A 24,349-nucleotide genomic window follows, 5' to 3' on the forward strand; every position below is an offset into this window, starting at 1 on the left:
CCTTGCGAACTTGCGAAAGGAATTGAGCCCGTCATGATTCTGCCTTGGCTAATCCTGATCCCCTTCATCGGCGGCCTGCTGTGCTGGATGGGTGAGCGCTTCGGCGCCACCCTCCCCCGCTGGATTGCGCTGATCACCATGTCCCTGTTGCTCTCCCTCGGCCTCTGGCTGTGGGCCACCGGTGACTATTCATTTGCCCCGGCGCCTGGCGCCGACCCGACCTGGGCGCTTGAGTTCAAGCACATCTGGATCGAACGCTTCGGCATCAGCGTGCACCTGGCCCTCGACGGCCTGTCGCTGCTGATGATCATGCTGACCGGTCTGCTGGGCGTGCTTTCGGTACTCTGCTCGTGGAAAGAGATTCAACGTCACGTTGGCTTCTTCCACTTGAACCTGATGTGGATCCTGGGCGGTGTCGTCGGCGTGTTCCTCGCCCTCGACCTGTTCATGTTCTTCTTCTTCTGGGAAATGATGCTGGTGCCGATGTACTTCCTCATCGCGCTCTGGGGTCACAGTTCTTCGGACGGCAAGAAAACCCGGATCTACGCGGCGACCAAGTTCTTCATCTTCACTCAGGCTTCCGGCCTGATCATGTTGGTGGCGATCCTGGGTCTGGTACTGGTCAACTTCAACGACACCGGCGTGATTACTTTCAACTACGCCGATCTGTTGAAAACCAAGATGTCGCTGACCACCGAGTACATCCTGATGCTCGGTTTCTTCATCGCCTTCGCGGTCAAGCTGCCAGTCGTACCGTTCCACTCCTGGTTGCCTGATGCTCACGCCCAGGCGCCGACCGCAGGTTCCGTCGACCTGGCCGGTATCTTGTTGAAAACCGCTGCGTACGGTCTGCTGCGTTTCGCCCTGCCGCTGTTCCCGAACGCGTCGGCCGAGTTTGCGCCGATCGCCATGACCCTCGGTCTGATCGGGATTTTCTACGGCGCGTTCCTGGCCTTCGCACAAACCGACATCAAGCGTCTGATCGCCTTCTCGTCCGTTTCCCACATGGGCTTCGTACTGATCGGCATCTACTCCGGCAGCCAACTGGCGCTGCAGGGCGCGGTGATGCAGATGCTGGCGCACGGTCTGTCGGCCGCGGCACTCTTTATCCTGAGCGGTCAGTTGTACGAGCGTACCCACACCCGCGACATGCGTGAAATGGGTGGCCTGTGGTCGAAGATCGCTTACCTGCCAGCACTCAGCCTGTTCTTCGCAGCCGCGTCGCTGGGCTTGCCGGGCACCGGTAACTTTGTCGGTGAGTTCCTGATCCTGATCGGTACCTTCCCTGCTGCACCGTTGGTCACCATCATCGCGACGTCCGGCCTGGTGTTCGGTTCGGTCTACTCGCTGATCATGATCCACCGTGCGTACTTCGGTCCGGCCAAATCGGACGCGGTGCTGCATGGCATGGACGGTCGCGAACTGATCATGGTGGTCGGTCTGGCGGCATTGCTGATCTACATCGGCGTGTACCCGCAACCGTTCCTCGATACCTCTGCTGCGACGATGCATGGCGTGCAGCAATGGCTCGGCACCGCCTTCACTCAACTCGCTTCGGCCCGGTAAGAGCGCTATGGAATTCACGACTCAACACTTTATCGCGCTAGCGCCGTTGTTGATCACCAGCGCCACGATCATCGTGGTGATGCTGGCGATTGCCTGGCGCCGCAACCACTCGCAGACCTTCCTGATTTCCGTGGCGGGCCTGAACCTGGCGTTGCTGTCGATCCTGCCAGCCTTGAAAGTCGCGCCATTGGCCGTGACCCCACTGCTGCAGATCGATAGCTTTGCCTGCTTGTACATGGCGCTGATACTGGTCGCCACCCTCGCTTGTGTGACCCTCGCCCACGCCTACCTCGGCGATGGCGGTTCGGGTTACCCGGGCAACCGCGAAGAACTGTACCTGCTGATCCTGATGGCCGCCGCGGGTGGCCTGGTTCTGGTCAGCGCGCAGCACCTGGCCGGGTTGTTCATCGGTCTGGAACTGCTCTCGGTGCCGGTCTACGGTCTGGTGGCCTACGCCTTCTTCAACAAGCGTTCGCTGGAAGCCGGTATCAAGTACATGGTGCTGTCGGCCGCCGGTTCCGCGTTCCTGTTGTTCGGTATGGCCCTGCTCTACGCCGATTCCGGCAGCCTGAGCTTTGTCGGTATCGGCCAGGCCCTCGCGGCCACCGGTCTGCCAAGCTCCCTGGCGCAGATGGGCCTGGGCATGATGCTGATCGGCCTGGCGTTCAAACTGTCGCTGGTACCGTTCCACCTCTGGACCCCGGACGTTTACGAAGGTGCTCCGGCACCGGTGGCGGCGTTCCTGGCGACCGCTTCCAAAGTCGCTGTGTTCGCAGTGATGGTGCGTCTGTTCCAGATCTCGCCAGCGGCGAGCAGCGGTGTACTCAGCGACGTGCTGACCATCATCGCCATCGCCTCGATCCTGTTCGGTAACCTGCTGGCCCTGACCCAAAGCAATCTCAAGCGTCTGCTGGGTTACTCGTCCATCGCGCACTTCGGCTACCTGCTGATCGCCCTGGTGGCGAGCAAGGGTCTAGCCGTGGAAGCCATCGGCGTGTACCTGGTCACCTACGTGATCACCAGCCTCGGCGCCTTCGGCGTGATCACCCTGATGTCCTCGCCGTACAACGGCCGTGACGCGGATGCCCTGTACGAATACCGCGGCCTGTTCTGGCGCCGTCCGTACCTGACCGCCGTACTGACCGTGATGATGCTGTCCCTGGCCGGTATCCCGCTGACCGCGGGCTTCATCGGCAAGTTCTACATCATCGCCACCGGTGTCGAGTCGCACCAATGGTGGCTGGTAGGTTCCCTGGTACTGGGCAGCGCCATCGGCGTCTTCTACTACCTGCGCGTCATGGTCACTCTGTACCTGATGGAGCCAAACCTGCGTCGCCACGATGCGCAACTGCATTGGGAACAACGTGCAGGCGGCGTGATGCTGCTGGCCATCGCCGTACTGGCGTTCTTCCTCGGGCTGTATCCGCAGCCGTTGCTGGCTCTGGTTCAACAGGCTGGTCTGGCGGGTTGATCGCTTAGCGATACTCGGTAGAAAACAGAAACGGCACCTTCGGGTGCCGTTTTTGCGTTTGTGGGATTCAAGGTCAGAAGATCGCAGCCCTATGTCGCAGTGCAGGACATTGCGGAACTTGTGGGAGCGGGCTTGCTCGAGAAGACATCGGCACAGACTACATCTTCATTGACTGACCCATCGCTTCCGTGAGCAGACTCGCTCTAACAGGTTATGCGCCAGGCGGCTGAAGTTGATGGTACGCCCCCACTCACGAAAGCCTCTTATCCTGTAGTCGCAATAAGAACCGACTTCCAGATCGAATTCGCTCTGAACAAAAGCTGACAACCTGTTAGGTCTGACAGGTTACGCCGGCCTTGCTTAACGCTAGCATCACTGTTGCGCTTTGCATCAATGCCATCCTTCCCAGGAGAGCCTGGTGTCGTCGAGGCATGAGAAAAACCTATAAAAACGGCGAACCAAAGGGCAGAAAATATGAAATCGGGTGGTGATTCACATACGCCACACCTCACGGTCACCGACAGCCGCGCCTTGCCAGTACGGCAAATTGCGTACTGGCGACAGAATATGAGCGAGCCTGAGGCACGCGTCACGCTCCAGCGGCATAACGCCACCGGACGGCTGATGGCGCAGTGGGGGCCGCGACAGGCTGCGGACGCTTCGGCTCCCGCCAACCTGCGGACGACGTATTCTCTGTCCGGTCAGGTGCTGAGCACGATCAGTGTCGATGCAGGATGGCACATCAGCCTGTCGGGCGCGGCGAATCAGCCTGTGCACAGCTGGGATGGCCGGGGCATTCAGCGCTGGACTGACCACGACGAACAGTTACGCCCCTTGGCGGTGTTCGAGCAGACGGTGGGTGGACAGCCGTTGTGTACAGAACGCTTGGGCTATGGAGGCGCTGATCCGGTACTCGCCGGCCACAACCAATTCGGGCAACTGATTCGCCACGATGATCAGGCAGGCACCCTGATATTCCCGGAGTTCGGATTGACGGGCAAGCCACTGAAGCTGACCCGGCATTTTCTGCGAACACTGAAACAGCCCGACTGGCCCGAATGCGTGGTAGAGCGCGAAAAGTTACTTGAGACTCGCGCGGGGGCCACAAACCGCTCACGTTTCAATTCGATAGGCGAGGTCATCGAACAGTCCGATGCCAAAGGCCATCGACAATTTTTCAGTCAGACCCTGGAGGGTCAGTTGCGCGAAGTTCGCCTGCAACTGGAGAAGGACATCGCACCGAAAATCCTGGTCGACGCTATCCAGTACAACGCCGATCGTCAGGCAGTGCAGGAAACCACTGGCAATGGCGTGATCACCCTGCGCGAATACGCGCCTGAAGACCGTCGTCTGACCAGGCTTCAAACCAGACGCGGCAATGTTGTTCTGCAGGATTTGCACTATGCCTACGATCCGGTCGGCAATGTGCTCAGCATCGAAGACGCTGCTCTTCCAATCCGATACTTCGCCAACCAGCGGGTCGATCCGATCAACCACTACGTCTATGACAGTCTCTATCAGTTGGTGAAGGCGACTGGCTGGGAGGCTGGCGGCCCCAACAAAGGCCCGCCATTGTCGGTTTTTGGCGATCCCGCAGCGTGCGCCAATTATTCCCAGACCTACCGCTATGACCGTAGCGGCAATCTGCTGGAGTTGACTCACGAAGGTCCGCAAGGCCACAGCCATCGCCTGACTGCAGCGGCACAGAGCAACCGGTGTTTGCCGGTGTTGAATGGTGTGGAACCGAGCGAAGAAGACTTTCGCAACAGCTTCGACGCCAGCGGTAATTTGCTCACCCTGCAACGGGGCCGGTCCCTGAATTGGGATCTACGCAACCAATTGCGCGAAGTCCGACCGGTTGAACGAGACTTCGGTCCCGATGACAGCGAGTGTTACGTGTACGGCGCTGACGGCATGCGCGTGCGCAAGATCCGGCAGATGCTGAGCAACGCCCGAACCCTGGTCTCTGAAGTTCGTTATCTACCAAATCTAGAGATCCGCACCCACAGTGGCACCGGAGAAGTGTTGCAAGTGATCAGTGTTAAGGCCGGACGTAGCTGCGTGCGGGTCTTGCACTGGGAGTCCGAGCCGCCTGCGGGCATCGCTAATTATCAACACCGGTACAGCCTGAATGATCATTTGGGTTCCTGCACCCTGGAACTCGACAGCGCGGGTCAGGTGATCAGCCACGAGCGTTATCACCCCTTCGGCACCACCGCGTGGTTCGCCGGGCAGGGGGAAGTCGAGGTGAGTTATAAAACGCTACGGTATTGCGGTAATGAGCGAGATGTGACGGGGCTTTATTATTATGGTTTCAGGTATTACGTGGCGTGGTTACAGCGGTGGCTTAATCCGGACCCGCAAGGAGTAATGGATGGACTGAATGTGTTCAGCATGGTGAGAAACAACCCGCTAACCTACTTCGATATTGATGGTCGAGTACGCCAGGGAATTAATAAAGACAATCCGACAGAAGAATCACCTGAGTATTCCCCTCTGCTGTTATCAGAAACTCCGTTCTCACCAAATGTTTTGAATACCGGCAGTACACCATTTAATTTCCCTGACACCCTCCCAAACCTTCCAGAAAGCACGAGCAAAACTCAGTCTGTCGACGATTTAATGAGAAGACTTCAACTGGCGCCTGAAATTGCCAATGATAGTTTCATCTCTGTTGCAGATGATATTGGGGGCCGTCCCCGCATAGCGGGAGGCGGCGAGGGAGAAATCTACGAAAGTCTCGATGGAAAGCATGTTTACAAGAAATACAGGGAGATCAATATGGCCACCAGCATTCCTGGCTCTATCTATTCCGAAGCAGAGAACTTCAATGCTTATTATGGAGCCGGATCGGCAATAGCACTTCTAGAGGACAATCAGGTTTATCTCAAGATGATCAAACTGGATGGCATACCCCTCGATAAGATTGAAAAAGGCTCTATACCGGCACACGCCACCTACGCGTTGTTAGACATGTTCGATGAAATGGAAGCAAAAGACCTATTCCACCAGGATGTACAGGGTATCAACTTTCTTTATTCCGAGAAGGACAACAAAGTCTATCCCGTAGATATGGAGACGCACCCCTATGACATTGCTCAATACTCAATCGACGTATACGACAAAAATAAAATCAAGCTGCTAACGCAATTTGCGAATAACGTAAAACACTGATTTTTACATCTGTGTTCGATGAGGTTCGCAAGATCAGCGGGTATACCGGGAAACTGTGGGAGCGGGCTTGCCTGCGAAGGCCGTGGCTCAGGTACAAATGAAAACGGCACCTTCCGGTGCCGTTCGCCTTTATCAGTCCCGCCGTTTACTTACGCGCATCTGCCCACGATTTCAGCAGTTCGTTGTAGCTCACGGTTTCACCCTTAGGCTTTTCGTTCGCCAGTTTCGGTTTTGGTGCACCCGGCTGATCGAACCAGTATTGCGCATCGCGCTCGGGGTTCATTTTCGGGGCGCAGGTGGCTTGGGCCTTTGAGCGTTCCAGGCGGGACATGATCGCGTCCTGATCCTTGGCCAGGCCGTCGAGCGCCTGTTGAGGGGTTTTGTCGCCGCTGGCGGCTTCGGCGATGTGGCTCCACCACAGTTGCGCCAGACGCGGATAGTCCGGCACGTTGGTCCCGGTCGGGGTCCATTGCACGCGGGCCGGGCTGCGGTAGAACTCGACCAGCCCACCGAGTTTCGGCGCCAGGTCGGTCATCGCTTGCGAGTTGATGTCCGACTCGCGGATCGGTGTCAGGCCGACGATGGTTTTCTTCAGCGATACGGTTTTCGACGTCACGAATTGCGCATAGAGCCAGGCAGCCAGTTTCTGTTTCTCAGGCGTGGACTTCATGAACGTCCAGGAACCCACGTCCTGATAACCCAGCTTCATGCCCTCTTCCCAATACGGACCGCGCGGCGAAGGCGCCATGCGCCATTTCGGTGTGCCGTCGGCGTTCACCACGGGCAGACCCGGTTTGGTCATGTCGGCGGTGAATGCGGTGTACCAGAAGATCTGTTGGGCGATGTTGCCCTGGGACGGCACCGGGCCGGACTCGGAGAAGGTCATGCCCGCCGCTTCCGGTGGTGCGTAGGCCTTGAGCCAGTCGACGTATTTGGTGGTGGCAAATACCGCCGCCGGGCCGTTGGTGTCGCCACCGCGAGTCACGCTGGAACCGACCGGGTGGCAGTCCTCTACGCGGATGCCCCACTCGTCCACCGGCAAACCGTTAGGCAAGCCCTTGTCGCCACCACCTGCCATGGAGAACCAGGCATCGGTGAAGCGCCAGCCCAGGGACGGGTCTTTCTTGCCGTAATCCATGTGCCCGTAGACCCGCTTGCCGTCGATTTCCTTGACGTCTTCGCTGAAGAATTTGGCGATGTCTTCATAGGCCGACCAGTTCACCGGAACGCCCAACTCGTAACCGTACTTTTCCTTGAACTTGGCTTTAAGGTCGGCGCGCTCGAACCAGTCGGCGCGGAACCAGTAAAGGTTGGCGAACTGTTGGTCGGGCAGTTGATAGAGCTTGCCGTCGGGCGCGGTGGTGAAGGAAAGGCCGATGAAATCCTTGAGGTCCAGGGTCGGCGAAGTGAAGTTTTTACCTTCATTGGCCATCAGGTCGGTGATGGATTCTGTCTTGCCGTAACGGAAGTGCGTACCGATCAGGTCCGAGTCGTTGACCCAGCCGTCATAGATGCTCTTGTCCGACTGCATCACGGTCTGCAGCTTTTCCACCACGTCGCCTTCCTGCAGCAAATCGTGGGTCACCTTGATCCCGGTGATCTCGGTAAAAGCCTTGGCCAACACCTTGGACTCATATTCGTGAGTGGTCAGGGTTTCCGAGACGACCTTGATGTCCATCCCGCGAAACGGCTCGGCGGCCTTGATGAACCACTTCAGTTCCGCGAGCTGCTGATCCGCCGTCAGGGTGGACGGCTTGAACTCGCTGCCGACCCATTTTTTCGCAGCTTCTTCGTAGGCATCGGCCCAGGCCGAAGCGCTCAAACCGCTGAGTGCCAGCATGGCTGCCAATGAAATGCTATGTCGCAGCTTATTGTTTTTGTCGAACATAGAGACCTCCTTTTAGGGTTTCGGAGCAACATTGCCGAGCGATTCGACTAGCCCCAACGCATCACAGCCAACAGCCACACCAGGGACAACGCGAACGCTACCCAGATGCTCCAGTCGGTGACGCCGATTACCAGCAAATGCAGGTAGGCGCTGCCGAGAAGACCGATAAACAGCCGATCGCCACGGGTGGTGGCAATCGGCAAAAAACCACGCCGAAGAACGCTCGGCGAGCGTAGTTCCCACGTCGTCATGCCCACCAGAATCAGGCCAATGACGGTGAAGAACGCCGCTGTGGGGACAGTCCAACTCATCCATTCCATCATCAGTTCCTCATACTCGGCCGAGGGCAAAGCCCTTGGCCACGTGGTTACGGACAAACCAGATCACCAGCATGCCCGGCAGGATGGTCAACACCCCCGCCGCCGCCAGCACGCCCCAGTCGATGCCGGACGCCGAAACGGTTCGGGTCATCACCGCCGCGATCGGCTTGGCGTTGACCGAGGTCAGCGTCCGCGCCAGCAACAGCTCGACCCAGGAAAACATGAAGCAGAAGAACGCCGTCACGCCGATCCCCGAGCCAATCAGCGGTACGAAAATCTTCACGAAGAACTTGGGAAAACTGTAGCCATCAATGTAGGCGGTTTCGTCGATTTCCTTCGGAACGCCGGACATGAAGCCCTCGAGAATCCACACCGCCAACGGCACGTTGAACAGGCAATGCGCCAACGCCACGGCGATGTGGGTGTCGAACAGGCCGATCGAGGAATACAGCTGGAAGAACGGCAACAGAAACACCGCAGGTGGTGCCATGCGGTTGGTCAGCAGCCAGAAGAACAGGTGCTTGTCGCCGAGGAAGCGATACCGCGAGAACGCATACGCCGCCGGCAACGCCACGCTCAGGGAAATCAGCGTGTTCAGGCTCACGTAATACAGCGAGTTGAGGTAACCGGTGTACCAGGCCGGATCGGTGAAGATCACCTTGTAGTTGGCAAACGTGAAATCCTGCGGAAACAGCGTCAGGCCGCTGAGGATTTCGGTGTTGCTCTTGAAGGACATGTTCAGCAGCCAGTAGATCGGCACCAGCAGGAACAGGATGTAGATCAGCAGTGGAATCAGCTTTCTCTTGCTCATGGCGGGCCTCAGCGGTTGGCGTCAGAGTGAGTCATGGCGGTGTAGAACAGCCAGGACACCAACAGGATGATCAGGAAGTACACCAGCGAGAATGCCGCCGCCGGGCCAAGGTCGAATTGGCCGATGGCCATTTGCGTCAAGGTCTGGCTGAGGAATGTCGTGGCATTGCCCGGCCCGCCGCCCGTGAGCACGAACGGCTCGGTGTAGATCATGAAACTGTCCATGAACCGCAGCATCACCGCGATCAACAGCACGCTCTTGAGCTTGGGCAACTGGATGTGTCGGAACACCGCCCAGGCCGATGCGCGATCAATCCGCGCCGCCTGGTAATACACGTCCGGAATCGCCCGCAGCCCGGAAAAACACAACAGCGCCACCAGCGAAGTCCAGTGCCAGACGTCCATCACCAGCACCGTGACCCAGGCGTCCATGGTGTTGGCCGCATAGTTATAGTTGATGCCCATCGCGTTGAGGCTCGAACCAAGCAAGCCAATGTCGGCCCGGCCGAAGATCTGCCAGATAGTGCCGACCACGTTCCATGGAATCAGCAGCGGAATCGCCAGGATGATCAGCACCAGGGAAGACCAGCGGCCCTTGGTCGGCATGGTCAGGGCGATGGCGATGCCCAGCGGGATTTCGATCAGCAGCACGCAGCCGGAGTAGATGAACTGTCGCAGCAGCGAGTCGTGCAGCCGTGGGTCGAGCAGCACCTGTTTGTACCAGTCGGCGCCGACGAAGTAGCGGCTGGACTGGTCGAAGATGTCCTGCACCGAATAGTTGACCACGGTCATCATCGGGATCACCGCACTGAACGCCACCAGCAAAAACACCGGCAGCACCAGCCACCAGGCCTTGTTGTTCTGCACCTTGTTCATGGCAGCACCTCCAGCAGGTAATCGTCGGCATAGACCATCAACCATTGCGCCGGAAAGCTGATGTACGCCGTGCCCTCCGGCACCGGTTTGTCTTCCGCCAACCGCACTTTCAACGTCACGCCGTCGAGGTTCAGGGTCATGATCTTGTAGGTGCCGAGGTCTTCGACGTGTACGACCTTTGCCTGCATCGCGTCGTCAAACGGTTCGTCCCACACGTGTACGAACTCGGGTCGGATGCCAACCTTCAGGGTTTTCCATTCGGACGCGGCGATGCGTTGCAGTTGCGCCTCGGACAACGGCAAATACGTCGAGGCAAAACCGACACCGCCCGGTTGCGGCTGCACGTCGATCAGGTTCATCCCCGGGCTGCCGATGAAATAACCGACAAAGGTATGGCTCGGCCGTTCGAACAATTCCCGTGGCGTGCCGAATTGCACGATCTGCCCGCCGTACATCACCGCGATCTTGTCGGCGAAGGTCGAGGCTTCAAGTTGATCGTGGGTAACGTAGACCATGGTGATGTTGAATTGCTCGTGGATCTGTTTGAGCTTGCGCCGCAGCTTCCACTTCAGGTGCGGGTCGATCACCGTCAGCGGTTCATCGAAGAGGATGGCGGAGACGTCATCGCGCACCAGCCCACGGCCCATCGAGACTTTCTGTTTTTCGTCAGCGGTGAGGTTGCGCGCCTTCTTGCTCAGCAACGCCTGGAGGTCGAGGACCTCGGCAATTTCCTGCACCTTGCTGTGAATTTTCGCTTCGGCCATGCCCTGATTGCGCAGCGGAAAGGCCAGGTTGTCGAACACCGTCATGGTGTCGTAGACCACCGGGAACTGGAAAACCTGAGCGATGTTGCGCTTCTCCGGGGTCAGGTCGTTGACCGCTTTGCCATCGAACAGGACATGGCCCTGGGACGGGCTGAGCAACCCGGAAATGATGTTGAGCAAGGTCGACTTGCCGCAACCCGAAGGCCCGAGCAAGGCGTAGGCACCGCCCTGCTCCCAGATGTGATCCATCTCGCGGATCGCGTAATCCTCGGGGCCGCTCGGCGTGCGCGTGTAACTGTGGGCGAGGTTCTGCAAACGGATTTCGGCCATCAGGCAACCCTCGATATACGGCGACCGGGCGCCTGGACTAGCCGCCCCTGCGCATCGAACACAAACAGTTTATGGGTCGGGATGTAGATGCGGATCGGCGCATCGACGTCGTATTCGTGAACCCCGGGCAAATGCAGCACCAGCAGGAAATGCTCGTTGCGCACGTGGAGGAAGGTTTCCGAGCCGCTGATCTCGGCGACCTCGACGGTCACTGCCAGTTCGAGGTCATCGTCGTTGCTTGGCACCAGCGAGATGTGGCTCGGACGCACACCGAAGCGGAACTCGCCCTCGCCCACCGGGCGCAAATCGACGTTCAACGGGAAGTGCACGAAATTGGCGAAGCTGACTTCGTTGCCGGCGATGCGCCCGGGCATCAGGTTGATCGGCGGTTCGGAGAACAGCTCGGCGGCCAGCACCGATTGCGGCTGGTGATAGACCTCGGAGGACTTGCCGCTCTGGATCACCCGGCCTTCGTGAAGAATGGTCGTGGTGCCACCGAGCGCCAGCGCTTCGTTGGGTTCGGTGGTGGCGTAGATGGCGATGGTGTGCCGCGCCTTGAACAGCTCGCGCATTTCCTGGCGCAGTTCTTCGCGCAACTTGTAGTCGAGGTTGACCAGCGGCTCGTCGAACAGGATCAGCTCGGCGTCCTTGACCAGCGCCCGGGCCATCGCGGTGCGCTGTTGCTGACCGCCGGAGAGCTCGAGCGGATAGCGCTGGAGAAACTTCTCGATGCGCAGCATCTTCGCGGTTTCCAGCACTTTGCTCTGGATCAGTTCGTTGGACACGCCGGCCTGACGCAGCGGCGAGGCGATGTTCTCGAACACCGTCATGGTCGGGTAGTTGATGAACTGCTGATACACCATCGACACGTTGCGCAAACGCACCGGGCGTTGGGTGACGTCGACGCCGTTCATCAGGATGCGGCCGCTGTCGGGCTTGTCCAGGCCCGCCATCAGGCGCATGAGACTGGTTTTGCCGGACAGCGTGCGGCCAAGCAAAACGTTGAAAGATCCAGGTTCGAAACTCAGGCACGCATCGTCGATCCAGGTCTGGCCCTCGACGGTGCGGCTGACGTGCTCCAGAGTGAGTGACATGGCTCGGCCTTTTTATTATTGGAGTCAAGCGACCGGAGCAGTAGAGCGAGTTTCATGCCAGAAATTGCAAGTGGTTGATCTGGTTTGGAAATCCTTGAAACAGCAGTGGAAGCGCTTTCGTTGCTGAACAGAAATGAACAACGACGGCTGAACAATTGAACAATCGAACCGTTGACAATGAACAATAGTGAACAACACTCTACGGACTGTTCACGGTCCCTGTAGGAGCCAGGCTTGCCGGCGAAGGCGTCTTTGAAATCGCCTTCGCCGGCAAGCCTGGCTCCTACAGGTCAGTGGTGTGTCAGTACCATCACGCGAGAGATTCGACGTGATGTGCAAACCCCATAAAAACAATAAAAGCTTGCTCAGAGATCGACTGCCATGGCCGCACCTGCCTCGCCGCTCTCCCACGACGCCATCATCCAGGACTCCTGGTCACGTTGCCGCGCGTTCGGGCTCGATCATCAGAGTGCCCCGGCATTCGACCAGCTACCGGCAGCGGACATCGCGCAGTTGCTGGAAAGCCAGCATTCATTGGTGCAGACCACCCATCAGGAGGTCCTGCCCTATTACGAAAACATCCTCAGCAACTCCAATTGCCTGATCATGCTCGCCGACAATCAGGGCCAGGTCCTGACCTCCTGGGGCACCCAGCGCTTCATCGAGCCGAGCCTGACCCGCGGCTTCAGCGCCGGCGCCAGCTGGATGGAGCGCTGCAGCGGCACCAATGCGATCGGCACCGCACTGGCCTGTGAGCAGGCGGTGCACATCGAGCACGATGAACACTTCCTCAAGGCCAACCGCTTCATGACCGGTTCCGCCGCGCCGATTTTCGATGCCGAACGCAAGGTCATCGCGGTGCTGGACGTGTCCAGCGACAGTTACCTGCCGCCGTCCCACACCCTCGGCATGGTCAAGATGATGAGCCAGACCGTGGAGAACCGGCTGATCCTCAACCTGTTCCATGGCCAGCACTTTCAACTGACGTTCAATACCGGGTTGAACAATCTCGACAGCCAATGGGCGGGATTGTTGATTTTCGATGAGACCGGCCAGGTGCTCTCAGCCAATCGCCGCGCCGACAATCTGCTGGGCATCAGCCTGTCGCGGGTCAGTGTCGAGAGCCTGTTCAAGGTCTCGTTGCTGGAACTGCTGAATCAGCCGGACGGCCTGCCCTTCTCCCTCCAGGCGTCCGGGCGCAACCGCTTCCAGTGCCTGTTGAAGCGGCCGAAGCAGGCACCGATCCAGGCAAGAATGTTCGCCGAGCCCGCCGTGGCGGCACCCGCACCCGCCGCGATCAGCCTCAATACCCTGCACTTCGGCGACAGCCGTGTGGAAAAAGCCGTGCGCCAGGCCGAGCGCCTGCTGGAGAAAGACATTCCGCTGTTGATCCACGGCGAAACCGGGGTCGGCAAGGAAGTGTTCGTCAAGGCGCTGCATCAGGCCAGTTCTCGCAGCAAACAACCATTCATTGCCGTCAACTGTGCAGCGATCCCCGCCGAACTGGTGGAGTCCGAGCTGTTTGGCTACGAGAAAGGCGCGTTTACGGGTGCCAATCAGAAAGGCAGCATCGGGCTGATTCGCAAGGCCGACAAAGGCACGCTGTTTCTCGATGAAATCGGCGACATGCCATTGCCGACCCAAGCCCGGCTATTAAGGGTTTTGCAGGAACGCTGCGTGCAGCCGGTGGGCAGCAGCGAGCTGTTCCCGGTGGATATCCGCATTATCTCGGCGACTAACCGTTCGTTGCGCGAGCAGGTTCAGTTGGGACGGTTTCGCGAAGACCTGTATTACCGGATCGGCGGCTTGACCCTGGAATTGCCGCCGCTCAGGGAACGCAGCGACAAGCAGGCGCTGTTCAAACGCTTGTGGGAACAACACCGTGAACCGTCGCAGTGGGCCGGGCTGAGCCGTGAGGTGATGGAATTGTTCGGCCGTCATCCGTGGCCGGGGAATTTAAGGCAGGTCAGCAGCGTGATGCAGGTGGCGCTGGCCATGGCGGAAGAGCAACCGGTGCGGCCGGAGCATTTGCCGGATGATTTTTTTGTCGATCTGGAGATGGAACCCGTGGAGGTGGATGAGCCGTTGGCGGTTGATTTGAATGATGTGGAGGATTTGAATCGGCAGTTGCAGGCGGCTGGGGGGAATATCTCCCATCTGGCGCGGCGGTTGGGTGTTAGTCGCAATACCCTTTACAAGCGGTTGCGCCAGTCGGAATGACGGGACATCCGCAGCGGCGGCGCCCGGTTTGAGACCATTCGCGGGCAAGCCTCGCTCCTACAGGGACCGCGCCGTTCGCCAACACCGTGAACGACGCGGTCCCTGTAGGAGCGAGGCTTGCCCGCGAAGACGTCAGCCCTGTAACCGCTGAATCAATCCCACCCCAAAAACAAAAACCCGCACAAGGCGGGTTTTGTTTGTAACAAACGCAGCAATCAGTCAGCCAGACGCCAGGTCGTGCCACCCTTGCCATCTTCCAGCACCACACCCATCGCGGTCAGTTGATCGCGAATACGGTCGGATTCAGCCCAGTCCTTACCCGCACGTGCCGCCAGACGCGCAGCAATCAGCGCATCAACCTCAGCCGCATCAACCCGCCCTTCGGCACCGGCCTGCAGGAAGTCATCGGCCTCAAGCTGCAACACACCCAGCACGCTCGCCAGCTCTTTCAGGCGCGCCGCCAGACCTGCCGCCGCATCAAGATCGCTCTCGCGCAGACGGTTGATCTCGCGAACCATCTCGAACAGCACCGCGCAGGCTTCCGGCGTGCCGAAGTCGTCGTTCATCACCTGAGTGAAGCGCTCGACAAAAGCTTCGCCGCCAGCAGGCGCGACAGTCGGCAGGCCTTTCAACGCATGGTAGAAACGCTCGAGTGCGCCTTTGGCGTCCTTGAGGTTGTCTTCCGAATAGTTGATCGCGCTGCGGTAGTGGCTCGACACCAGCAGGTAACGCACGACTTCCGGGTGGTACTTTTCCAGCACGTCGCGAATGGTGAAGAAGTTGTTCAAGGACTTGGACATCTTCTCGCCATTGATGCGAATCATGCCGCAATGCATCCACGCGTTGGCGTAGGTCTTGCCGGTGGCCGCTTCGCTCTGGGCGATTTCGTTTTCATGGTGCGGGAACTCAAGGTCGCTGCCGCCGCCATGAATGTCGAAGGTCTCGCCCAGGCAGCAGGTCGACATCACCGAGCATTCGATGTGCCAGCCCGGACGACCGTCGCCCCACGGCGATGGCCAGCTCGGTTCACCCGGCTTGGCGCCTTTCCACAGCACGAAGTCCAGCGGGTCCTGCTTGGACTCGTCGACTTCGATCCGCGCGCCGATGCGCAGGTCTTCGATCTTCTTGCGCGACAGCTTGCCGTAGCCCATGAACTTGGCGACGCGGTAGTACACGTCGCCATTGCCCGGTGCGTAGGCGTAACCCTTGTCGATCAGGGTCTGGATCATGGTCTGCATGCCAGCGATGTGATCGGTGGCCCGCGGTTCCATGTCCGGCTTGAGGATGTTGAGGCGCGCCTCGTCCTCGTGCATCGCGGTGATCATGCGCTCGGTCAGCACGTCGAACGGTTCGCCGTTCTCCTTGGCCCGATTGATGATCTTGTCTTCAATGTCGGTGATATTGCGCACATACGTCAGGTTATAACCGCTGAACCGCAACCAGCGGGTCACCAGGTCAAACGCGACCATGCTGCGGCCGTGGCCAATGTGGCAGTAGTCGTACACGGTCATCCCGCAGACGTACATGCGCACATTGTTGCCATCCAGCGGCTTGAATACTTCTTTGCTCTTGGTGAGCGTGTTGTAGATCGAAAGCACGTTAGAGGTTCCTTGAATCACTGGCCCCACGAATCACGCAAGGTCACGGTACGGTTGAATACCGGAGCACCTGGTTTCGAGTCCTTGATATCCGCGCAGAAGTAACCTTCGCGCTCGAACTGGAAACGGTCTTCCGGCTGTGCATTGCCCAGGGAGGGTTCAGCACGACAACCAGTGAGTACTTGCAGCGAATCAGGGTTGATGTTGTCCAGGAAACTGGCGCTGTCTTCGGCCTTTTCAGGGTTCGGCGAGCGGAACAGGCGATCGTACAGACGCACTTCGCACTCGACGCTGGCCGCGGCCGGCACCCAGTGAATCACGCCTTTGACCTTGCGGCCTTCAGGGTTCTTGCCCAGGGTTTCCGGGTCGTACGAGCAACGCAGTTCGACGATGTTGCCATCGGCGTCCTTGATCGCTTCGTCGGCACGGATCACATAGCTGCCACGCAGACGCACTTCACCAGCCGGTTCCAGGCGCTTGTAGCCTTTTGGCGGCTCTTCCATGAAGTCATCGCGGTCGATGTAGATTTCACGGGCGAACGGCAGCTTGCGCACGCCGAGTTCTTCTTTCTGCGGGTGACGAGGCAGTTCGAGGTGATCGACCTTGTCTTCCGGGTAGTTGGTGATCACGACTTTCAACGGACGAAGCACGCACATGGCGCGCGGGGCGTTCGCGTCGAGGTCCTGACGGATGCTGAACTCAAGCATGCCGAAATCGACCACGCCGTCGGAACGGTTGGTGCCGATCATGTCGCAGAAATTGCGGATCGACGCCGGGGTGTAGCCACGGCGGCGGAAGCCGGACAGCGTGGACATGCGCGGATCGTCCCAGCCATTGACGTGCTTCTCATCGACCAACTGCTTGAGCTTGCGCTTGCTGGTGATGGTGTAGTTCAGGTTCAGGCGGCTGAACTCGTACTGGCGCGGGTTCGCCGGCACCGGCAGGTTCTCGAGGAACCACTCGTACAGCGGACGGTGGCTTTCGAATTCCAGGGTGCAGATCGAGTGGGTGATGCCTTCGATGGCGTCCGACTGACCGTGGGTGAAGTCGTAGTTCGGGTAGATGCACCACTTGTCACCGGTCTGGTGGTGATGCGCATGACGGATGCGATACATGATCGGATCGCGCAGGTTCATGTTCGGCGAAGCCATGTCGATCTTGGCCCGCAGCACACGTGCGCCGTCCGGGAACTCGCCGGCACGCATGCGGGCAAACCAGTCGAGGTTTTCTTCGACGCTGCGATCACGGAACGGGCTGTTGCGACCCGGCTCGGTCAGAGTGCCACGGTATTCCTTGGCCTGTTCAGGGCTCAGGTCGTCAACATAGGCCTTGCCGGCCTTGATCAGTTCAACGGCCCAGTCGTGCAACTGGTCGAAATACTGCGAGGCATAGCGCACTTCGCCGGACCATTCGAAACCCAGCCATTTGACGTCGCTTTCGATGGCGTCGATGTATTCCTGGTCTTCCTTGGCCGGGTTGGTGTCGTCGAAACGCAGGTGGGTGACGCCGCCAAACTCCTGGGCCAGACCGAAGTTCACACAGATCGACTTGGCGTGACCGATGTGCAGGTAGCCGTTGGGCTCAGGCGGGAAACGGGTGACGATCTGCGTGTGCTTACCCGAGTCCAGGTCCGCCTGGATGATCGGGCGCAGGAAATTGACCGGCACGGCAGGGCCGGTCTTGGAATTCGAGGTAGGGTCGACAGTGGGCTTGCTCATAGGATCCTTGAACGTACAAGTGCGCGGCCGGAACACGGGCCTGATAAAACAAAGCCGCTATCATAGCCGAAGCCGTCAAGTCGCTGACAGTACAGGCCCGAAAACGGCTGCATTTAATCGGATGCAAATGAAAAACAACCTCGAAATTGGCGTCTGTCGCGCTAAACTGCGCACCTTGGCCGACATCGGCCGGACCGGTTGAGGGCTCGACAGCCCTGAAACCCACGAATTCCCAGAAAACGCATTTCCAAAAAAGAGTCTCTGATCATGACCCAAGTCAAACTGACCACCAACCACGGCGACATCGTCCTGGAACTGAACGCCGAGAAAGCCCCGATCACCGTGGCCAACTTCATCGAGTACGTTAAAGCCGGTCACTACGAAAACACTGTTTTCCACCGCGTCATCGGTAACTTCATGATCCAGGGCGGCGGTTTCGAGCCAGGCATGAAAGAAAAGAAAGACAAGCGCCCAAGCATCCAGAACGAAGCCGACAACGGTCTTTCCAACGACAAATACACCGTCGCCATGGCCCGCACCATGGAGCCGCATTCGGCTTCCGCCCAGTTCTTCATCAACGTCGCTGACAACAGCTTCCTGAACCACAGCGGCAAGAACGTTCAGGGCTGGGGCTACGCAGTGTTCGGCAAAGTGACCGCCGGCACCGACGTTGTCGACAAGATCAAAGGCGTGTCCACCACCTCCAAGGCCGGCCACCAGGACGTACCAGCAGACGACGTGATCATCGAGAAAGCCGAGATCATTGAGTGATATTGCTGATTTCAGACTTGCATCTGGAAGAGGAGCGCCCGGACATCACCCGGGCGTTTCTGGATTTGCTCGCCGGACGCGCCCGCTCGGCGAGTGCGTTGTACATCCTCGGCGACTTTTTCGAAGCGTGGATTGGCGACGATGCCATGACGCCCTTCCAGCGTTCCATCTGCCAGGCCCTGCGCGACCTCAGCGACAGCGGCACGGCGATTTTTCTGATGCATGGCAATCGCGACTTCATGCTCGGCCAGGCCTTTTGCAAACAGGCCGGTTGTACGTTGTTGAAGGACCCGAGTGTCGTGCAGTTCAACGGCGAGCCGGTGCTCTTGATGCACGGCGACAGCCTCTGCACCCGCGACGAAGCTTATATGAAGCTGCGTCGTTACCTGCGCAACCCGATCACCCTGTTCATCCTGCGCCACTTGCCGTTGCGCACCCGCCATAAACTGGCGCGCAAACTGCGCAGCGAAAGCCGTGCGCAGACGCGGATGAAGGCCAATGACATTGTCGATGTCACGCCGGACGAAGTGCCACGGGTGATGCAGGCCTATGGCGTGAAAACCCTGATCCACGGGCACACCCATCGCCCGGCCATCCACAAGTTGCAGATTGGCGATCAAGCGGCCAAGCGCATTGTGCTGGGGGATTGGGATCGCCAGGGCTGGGCGTTGCAGGTGGATGAGAGCGGGTTTGCGTTGGCGCCGTTTGATTTCCCGCCGACACCTGGACTTGCAATACAACACCTGTAGGAGCGAGGCTTGCCCGCGAAGGCGTCGTGTCAGTCAACATCAATGCTGAATGATACGACGCTTTCGCGGGCAAGCCTCGCTCCTACAGGGCGTCTGCGGTGGGCCTAGTGGCCGGAGGCCGCGGGCCCGGCCTTTGCCGCGAACGGCGGTTTCGCCAGCCACACCAGCACGATCAACCCCATGAACGCCCACCCCAGCAACGTGAAGTAATCCACGGTGGAGAGCATGTACGCCTGACTGGTCAGCACATGATCGAGCTGCGCATACGCCGGGTTGTTCGCACCGCCCAGCGCATTCAGGGCCTCGCGGGTCGCCGGTTCGTAGGTGCTGATGCTTTCGCTCATGTACGCGTGATGCTGATCCGCCCGACGAATCCAGATCCACGTGGTCAACGACGCTGCAAAACTGCCGCCCAGTGTCCGCAGGAACGTCGCGAGGCCCGCGCCATCGGCGATCTGGCTCGGTGGCAGGTCCGACATCAAAATGCTCAAGGTCGGCATGAAGAACAGCGCCACGCCAATGCCCATGAACAACTGCACCAGGGCGATGTGCTGGAAGTCCACTTCGTTGGTGAACCCGGCGCGCATGAAGCAGCTGAGGCCAATCGCCAGGAACGCCAGGCCTGCCAGTAGCCGCAGGTCGAACTTGTGTGCGTACTTGCCGACAAACGGCGAGAGGATCACCGGCAGAATCCCGATTGGCGCAACCGCCAGCCCGGCCCACGTTGCCGTGTAGCCCATCTGCGTTTGCAGCCATTGCGGCAGGATCAGGTTGATGCCGAAGAACCCGGCGTAACCCAGCACCAGCACAATCGTGCCGATGCGGAAGTTGCGATACGCGAACAAGCGCAGGTTGACCACCGGGTGTTTGTCGGTCATTTCCCAGATCACGAACACCGCCAGCGCAATCGCGGAAATGGCCGCGCCGATGAGGATGAAATTCGATTCAAACCAGTCGAGGTCGTTGCCCTTGTCGAGGATCACCTGCAACGCGCCGACACCGATGATCAACGTGATCAGACCGACGTAATCCATTGGCTGATAACTGGTCACCACCGGCCGCGCCTTGAGCTGCGAACGCACCACCATCACCGCGAAAACCCCGATTGGCACGTTGATGAAGAAGATCCACGGCCAGCTATAACTGTCGGTAATCCAGCCGCCCAGAATCGGCCCGGCAATCGGCGCCACCACCGTGACCATCGCCAGCAACGCCAGGGCCATGCCGCGCCTGGCGGGTGGATAGACCGCGATCAGCAGCGTCTGGGTCATCGGGTACAACGGCCCGGCCACCAGACCTTGCAGCACCCGAAAGCCAATCAGCTCCGGCATCGAGGTGGAGATACCGCAGAGAAACGAAGCCAGCACAAACAGGATCGTCGCCCACAGAAACAGTTTCACTTCGCCAAAGCGCCGACTGAGCCAGCCAGTCAGCGGCAGCGCAATCGCATTGCTCACCGCAAACGAGGTGATCACCCAGGTGCCCTGCTCCGAACTCACCCCCAGGTTGCCGGAAATCGTCGGCAACGCCACGTTGGCGATGGTGGTGTCGAGCACTTGCATGAAAGTCGCCAGCGACAGGCCGATGGTGCTGAGCAGAAGGCTGGGCGGGGTGAAAGACGCGTTATTGCTCATCGCGAATCCTTTGAAACCTGATGGGCGCTACGCCTCTTACAGACGCAGCTGGCCGTGTAGGAGCGAGCTTGCTCGCGATGGTGGTCCAGACAACGCGGGTATCCAGACAGCCGCGCGTTATCGTTGACATCCATCGCGAGCAAGCTCGCTCCCACAGGGTCGGTGTCAGCGTTGCGCGGTTTTGCTGACCGCTGCGCTGTTGTCGTGGATCAACTGCGTGATCATCGCGTCGGCCTCGGCCAACTGACGGTCATAGACGCTGGTGCTGAACGACGCCTTTTGCGGCGTCTGTTGCGCCAGCACCGGGCCGCTCTGGTCGCGCAGGTTCACATCGACCTGAGTCGACAGGCCCACGCGCAACGGGTGCTTGGCCAGTTCTTCGGCGTTGATGTGAATCCGCACCGGCACACGTTGCACGATCTTGATCCAGTTCCCGGTGGCGTTCTGCGCCGGCAGCAGGGCAAACGCGCTGCCGGTGCCAGCGCCGAGGCTGTCGATGGTGCCGCTGAATTTCACGTCGCTGCCGTACAGGTCAGCCTGGATATCCACCGGTTGGCCAATGCGCATGTCGCGCAGTTGGGTTTCCTTGAAGTTGGCGTCGATCCACAACTGATCCAGCGGAATCACCGCCATCAGCGCGGTGCCCGGCTGGACCCGTTGACCGAGTTGTACCGAGCGCTTGGCGACGTAACCGGTCACCGGTGCAATCAGAGTGCTGCGGGAATGGTTCAGGTATGCCTGGCGCAGTTGCGCGGCGGCCGACATCACGTCCGGGTGCGACGACACCACGGTGTCATCCACCAGGGCGCTGGTGGTTTTCAGTTGCTGTTTGGCGTTGGCCAGGGCGTTTTGCGCCGAGGTCAGGTCATCGCGAGCGTGGGACAGTTCTTCCTGGGAAATCGCCCCGCCCGCCGCGAGATTTTTCCGGCGATTGAAGTTGTCCTGGGCCTTCTGCACTTCCGCCTGCTGGGCGTTGACCTGGGCTTTCATGCCGTCGACATTGCTGTACAAGCCGCGCACCTGACGCACGGTGCGCGCCAGGTTGGCCTGGGCACTTTGCAGACCGACTTCGGCGTCGTTCGGGTCGAAATTCACCAGCACCTGGCCTTCATGGACCAGGTCGCCGTCATCAGCGCCAATGCTCACGACGGTGCCGGTGACCAGCGGCGTGATTTCCACCACGTTGCCGTTCACATAGGCGTCGTCGGTGCTTTCGTTCCAGCGCCCGTAGAATTCGTGATAACCCCAGACGCCGACACCGGCGAGGACCACCACGATGGCCAGGACCACCAGCATGACTTTGCGTTTGCGCGGGTTGCTGGTGTCCTGCGGGTTGCCGGAGGTTTGTGTGTTTTGTGCAGTGGCCATGACCATTACCTTGAATTAGTTGTGCTGCGTGGCTGGGGTTGCGTTGGCCGCGGTCAGGGTTTCGCCCTGAAAACCGCCGCCCAGCGCCTGCATCAGTTGGATCGACAGGTCGATCTGCTCGGCATTCAGGTTGGCCAGCTGACGCTGGGCCTGGAGCAATTGCTGCTCGATGCTGAGCACGTCCAGGTAGTTGCCGATGCCGGAACCGTACCGCTGGACCACGGTGTTGTAAGAATCCTGGGCAATGTCGGTGGCGTGCTGCTGAGCGCCGATCTGCCGGCCGATGTCACGCAACTGGTTGATGGTGTCGCTGACATCACCGAGGGCTTTCACCAGGCTTTTGTTGTACTGCGCAACGGCGAGGTCGTAATCGGCGTCGCGGGCATCGAGGTCGGCGCGCAGGCGGCCGCCATCGAAAATCGGCAGGGAAATGGTCGGTGCGATGTTGAAGAATCGACTGGCCGAACCGAACATCGCGTCGCCCAACAACGATTCGGCACCGGCCGCCGCGCTGAGGTTCAGGTTGGGATAGAACCGGGTCTTGCCGGCGTCGATGCTCTTGCTGGCCGCCTCGACCCGCCAGCGCGCGGCCACCAGATCGGGACGACGACCGAGCAACTCGGCAGGCAGGACCGACGGCAATGCGACGGCGCTGGCCTGAAGAATCTTCGGCCGGGCGATTTCATTGCCGCGATCCGGGCCTTTGCCAAGCAAGACCGCCAAGGCGATTTTCGCGCTTTGCAGGCGTTTCTCGGCGTCGATCAGGCTGGCTTCAGACGTGGCTTCCAGGCTTTCGGTTTGCTGAAACTGGTACTGGCTGTCGATCCCGGAACTCAGGCGACGCTGGCTCAGGTCGAGCATTTGTTTGGTGCGCTTGAGGTCTTCGTTGGCCAGGTCATAAACGATGTGCGCCTGCCCCAGATCGCTGTAGGCGCGGGCGACGTCGGCAGACAACGTCAACTGCGCGGCCTGCTGATCGACTTCGGCAGCGCGGGCCTGGCCCAACGCGGCTTCCCAGGCATCACGCTGACCGCCCCAGAGGTCGAAGTTGTAGTTGAAGCTGGCACCGATGTTACGCACGGTGGAGTAGGCATCGCCCTCGCCCCTCGGGTCTTGATCCCGGGCCAGACGCGAACGGCTGACGCCGGCGCTGGCATCGAGGGTCGGCATCCGCGCGGCGTCGGCGGAATACGCGGCGGCGCTGGCCTGATGGGCGCGGGCGTCGGCGATCTGCATGTCGGGGCTGTCGTGCAGGGCTTCGCGGATCAGACCGTCGAGCTGCGGGTCGCCGAGGCTTTTCCACCAGTCGCTTTTCGGCCAGGCCGCAGGCGACAGGGTCACGCCGCTGAGGGATTGCCCGGCCTTGAGGTCTTTCGCATCGAGGCTTTTGCCTTCGGTGGTCAGGCCGCTGTAGCTGGCGCATCCGGCCAGGGTCATGGCCGCGAGCACCAGGCTCAGGCCGGCGCGCAAGGTTTTGCTGCTCATTTGTCACCTACCCGCAGCAGCGTGATCGAGTCACCGGCTGCCACCAAAATTTTCTTCAGGATCTGCTCCAGGGTTTTCAGCTCATCCGGAGTGATCGCACCGGCCAGTTCGTTCATCGCGTCGGCGCCGATCACCGGCAAGCGGTCAGCCAACTGCTGGCCTTGCTCAGTCAACACAAGCTGCACCTGACGGCGGTCCGCTTCGGAGCGTTGGCGGGCGAGGAAACCTTTCTGTTCCAGACGATCGAGCATGCGGGTCATCGAGCCACTGTCGAGCGACAGGTGCCGGCACAGTTCGGCCGGGGTATCGACGCCGTATTGGGCGATGATGATCAGCACTTTGAACTGCGCGGCGGTGATGCCGTGGGGTTCCATGTGCGTGTCGATGATCCGGTCCTTGAGCAGCGCGGCGCGCCCGAGCAGGAGACCGAGATGGCAGTTCTTGAATTCGTCCGGGGTGAAATGTTTCATCTGACCACCAATTAGCTGCCTAGGCAGAGAATGTATGTCGAGA

At 59.6% G+C, this 24,349-nt stretch carries 18 protein-coding genes; 6 read left to right on the forward strand and 12 right to left on the reverse strand.

Annotated features, from left to right (window positions below):
• Positions 1-33 precede the first annotated feature (33 nt).
• The 3 genes from nuoM (at position 34) to KGA82_RS00530 (ending at position 6,211) form a co-directional block, all read left to right on the forward strand.
• Positions 34-1,566 (forward strand): NADH-quinone oxidoreductase subunit M, encoded by a 1,533-nt coding sequence (gene nuoM / locus KGA82_RS00520; protein ID WP_008032746.1) that lies wholly within the window; start codon positions 34-36, stop codon positions 1,564-1,566.
• A gap of 7 nt (positions 1,567-1,573) precedes the next feature.
• The gene (gene nuoN / locus KGA82_RS00525; protein WP_008032749.1) at positions 1,574-3,037 is read left to right on the forward strand and encodes an NADH-quinone oxidoreductase subunit NuoN; all 1,464 of its coding nucleotides are present in this window, start codon (positions 1,574-1,576) and stop codon (positions 3,035-3,037) included.
• Positions 3,038-3,511: 474 nt separating this feature from the next.
• Positions 3,512-6,211: an RHS repeat domain-containing protein gene (locus KGA82_RS00530; protein ID WP_223449318.1), complete on the forward strand. Its 2,700-nt coding sequence runs from the start codon at positions 3,512-3,514 to the stop codon at positions 6,209-6,211.
• 145 nt (positions 6,212-6,356) lie between these two features.
• Here KGA82_RS00530 and KGA82_RS00535 read toward each other — a convergent pair whose 3' ends face one another.
• Genes KGA82_RS00535 through KGA82_RS00560 form a run of 6 tightly spaced genes read right to left on the reverse strand, consistent with a single transcriptional unit; the run spans position 6,357 to position 12,293 of the window.
• Complete coding sequence (locus KGA82_RS00535; RefSeq protein ID WP_192227326.1) at positions 6,357-8,099, reverse strand: extracellular solute-binding protein; 1,743 nt, start codon at positions 8,097-8,099, stop codon at positions 6,357-6,359.
• A 47-nt stretch (positions 8,100-8,146) separates the two neighbouring features.
• The gene (locus tag KGA82_RS00540) at positions 8,147-8,419 is read right to left on the reverse strand and encodes a DUF2160 domain-containing protein (protein ID WP_032829048.1); all 273 of its coding nucleotides are present in this window, start codon (positions 8,417-8,419) and stop codon (positions 8,147-8,149) included.
• A 10-nt stretch (positions 8,420-8,429) separates the two neighbouring features.
• Complete coding sequence (locus tag KGA82_RS00545; RefSeq protein WP_008032760.1) at positions 8,430-9,230, reverse strand: carbohydrate ABC transporter permease; 801 nt, start codon at positions 9,228-9,230, stop codon at positions 8,430-8,432.
• Positions 9,231-9,238: 8 nt separating this feature from the next.
• Positions 9,239-10,105 carry a carbohydrate ABC transporter permease gene (locus tag KGA82_RS00550; RefSeq protein ID WP_008032762.1) on the reverse strand — a complete coding sequence of 289 codons (867 nt, stop codon included), beginning with the start codon at positions 10,103-10,105 and terminating at the stop codon, positions 9,239-9,241.
• Complete coding sequence (locus KGA82_RS00555; protein WP_223449320.1) at positions 10,102-11,199, reverse strand: ABC transporter ATP-binding protein; 1,098 nt, start codon at positions 11,197-11,199, stop codon at positions 10,102-10,104. The genes KGA82_RS00550 and KGA82_RS00555 overlap by 4 nt, the downstream gene beginning before the upstream one ends.
• Positions 11,199-12,293, reverse strand: a complete 1,095-nt coding sequence (locus KGA82_RS00560) for an ABC transporter ATP-binding protein (RefSeq protein ID WP_008032765.1) — start codon at positions 12,291-12,293, stop codon at positions 11,199-11,201. Before KGA82_RS00560 ends, KGA82_RS00555 begins: the two co-directional genes overlap by 1 nt.
• A gap of 381 nt (positions 12,294-12,674) precedes the next feature.
• Here KGA82_RS00560 and KGA82_RS00565 point away from each other — a divergent pair, with 381 nt between their 5' ends.
• Entirely contained in the window at positions 12,675-14,513 is a 1,839-nt protein-coding gene (locus tag KGA82_RS00565; protein ID WP_223449322.1) for a sigma-54-dependent Fis family transcriptional regulator, read from the forward strand.
• Positions 14,514-14,728: 215 nt separating this feature from the next.
• Here the strand turns inward: KGA82_RS00565 and cysS are convergent, their stop codons facing one another.
• A complete protein-coding gene (gene cysS, locus KGA82_RS00570) occupies positions 14,729-16,111 on the reverse strand; it encodes a cysteine--tRNA ligase (protein ID WP_008032770.1) in 1,383 nt (460 codons plus the stop codon).
• Between the two features lie 17 nt (positions 16,112-16,128).
• Positions 16,129-17,829, reverse strand: coding sequence for a glutamine--tRNA ligase/YqeY domain fusion protein (locus KGA82_RS00575; RefSeq protein WP_192227324.1), 1,701 nt, complete (start codon positions 17,827-17,829; stop codon positions 16,129-16,131).
• Between the two features lie 267 nt (positions 17,830-18,096).
• Between KGA82_RS00575 and KGA82_RS00580 the strand changes: the two genes are divergently transcribed.
• Positions 18,097-18,600: a peptidylprolyl isomerase gene (locus tag KGA82_RS00580; RefSeq protein WP_008032775.1), complete on the forward strand. Its 504-nt coding sequence runs from the start codon at positions 18,097-18,099 to the stop codon at positions 18,598-18,600.
• Positions 18,597-19,349: a UDP-2,3-diacylglucosamine diphosphatase gene (lpxH, locus tag KGA82_RS00585; RefSeq protein WP_223449325.1), complete on the forward strand. Its 753-nt coding sequence runs from the start codon at positions 18,597-18,599 to the stop codon at positions 19,347-19,349. The genes KGA82_RS00580 and lpxH overlap by 4 nt, the downstream gene beginning before the upstream one ends.
• Before the next feature lie 104 nt (positions 19,350-19,453).
• Here the strand turns inward: lpxH and KGA82_RS00590 are convergent, their stop codons facing one another.
• The 4 genes from KGA82_RS00590 to KGA82_RS00605 all read right to left on the reverse strand — a co-directional run bounded on the left by KGA82_RS00590 (position 19,454) and on the right by KGA82_RS00605 (position 24,306).
• A complete protein-coding gene (locus KGA82_RS00590) occupies positions 19,454-20,983 on the reverse strand; it encodes a DHA2 family efflux MFS transporter permease subunit (protein ID WP_008032779.1) in 1,530 nt (509 codons plus the stop codon).
• A 165-nt stretch (positions 20,984-21,148) separates the two neighbouring features.
• Positions 21,149-22,351 (reverse strand): efflux RND transporter periplasmic adaptor subunit, encoded by a 1,203-nt coding sequence (locus KGA82_RS00595; protein ID WP_223449327.1) that lies wholly within the window; start codon positions 22,349-22,351, stop codon positions 21,149-21,151.
• Positions 22,352-22,366: 15 nt separating this feature from the next.
• Positions 22,367-23,836, reverse strand: coding sequence for an efflux transporter outer membrane subunit (locus KGA82_RS00600; RefSeq protein ID WP_223449329.1), 1,470 nt, complete (start codon positions 23,834-23,836; stop codon positions 22,367-22,369).
• Complete coding sequence (locus KGA82_RS00605) at positions 23,833-24,306, reverse strand: MarR family winged helix-turn-helix transcriptional regulator (protein ID WP_008032787.1); 474 nt, start codon at positions 24,304-24,306, stop codon at positions 23,833-23,835. The genes KGA82_RS00600 and KGA82_RS00605 overlap by 4 nt, the downstream gene beginning before the upstream one ends.
• Positions 24,307-24,349: the final 43 nt, after the last annotated feature.

The sequence above is a fragment of the Pseudomonas sp. BF-RE-22 genome, assembly GCF_019956155.1.
GTDB lineage: Bacteria > Pseudomonadota > Gammaproteobacteria > Pseudomonadales > Pseudomonadaceae > Aquipseudomonas > Aquipseudomonas migulae.

Coding starts and splice junctions, on each gene's coding strand:
- KGA82_RS00580 (WP_008032775.1), top strand. CDS start 18,097: ATGACCCAAGTCAAACTGACCACCAACCACGGCGACATCGTCCTGGAA.
- KGA82_RS00555 (WP_223449320.1), bottom strand. CDS start 11,199: ATGGCCGAAATCCGTTTGCAGAACCTCGCCCACAGTTACACGCGCACG.
- KGA82_RS00565 (WP_223449322.1), top strand. CDS start 12,675: ATGGCCGCACCTGCCTCGCCGCTCTCCCACGACGCCATCATCCAGGAC.
- KGA82_RS00530 (WP_223449318.1), top strand. CDS start 3,512: ATGAAATCGGGTGGTGATTCACATACGCCACACCTCACGGTCACCGAC.
- KGA82_RS00535 (WP_192227326.1), bottom strand. CDS start 8,099: ATGTTCGACAAAAACAATAAGCTGCGACATAGCATTTCATTGGCAGCC.
- KGA82_RS00575 (WP_192227324.1), bottom strand. CDS start 17,829: ATGAGCAAGCCCACTGTCGACCCTACCTCGAATTCCAAGACCGGCCCT.
- KGA82_RS00595 (WP_223449327.1), bottom strand. CDS start 22,351: ATGGCCACTGCACAAAACACACAAACCTCCGGCAACCCGCAGGACACC.
- KGA82_RS00605 (WP_008032787.1), bottom strand. CDS start 24,306: ATGAAACATTTCACCCCGGACGAATTCAAGAACTGCCATCTCGGTCTC.
- nuoM (WP_008032746.1), top strand. CDS start 34: ATGATTCTGCCTTGGCTAATCCTGATCCCCTTCATCGGCGGCCTGCTG.
- nuoN (WP_008032749.1), top strand. CDS start 1,574: ATGGAATTCACGACTCAACACTTTATCGCGCTAGCGCCGTTGTTGATC.
- KGA82_RS00590 (WP_008032779.1), bottom strand. CDS start 20,983: ATGAGCAATAACGCGTCTTTCACCCCGCCCAGCCTTCTGCTCAGCACC.
- KGA82_RS00600 (WP_223449329.1), bottom strand. CDS start 23,836: ATGAGCAGCAAAACCTTGCGCGCCGGCCTGAGCCTGGTGCTCGCGGCC.
- KGA82_RS00540 (WP_032829048.1), bottom strand. CDS start 8,419: ATGGAATGGATGAGTTGGACTGTCCCCACAGCGGCGTTCTTCACCGTC.
- KGA82_RS00545 (WP_008032760.1), bottom strand. CDS start 9,230: ATGAGCAAGAGAAAGCTGATTCCACTGCTGATCTACATCCTGTTCCTG.
- KGA82_RS00560 (WP_008032765.1), bottom strand. CDS start 12,293: ATGTCACTCACTCTGGAGCACGTCAGCCGCACCGTCGAGGGCCAGACC.
- KGA82_RS00550 (WP_008032762.1), bottom strand. CDS start 10,105: ATGAACAAGGTGCAGAACAACAAGGCCTGGTGGCTGGTGCTGCCGGTG.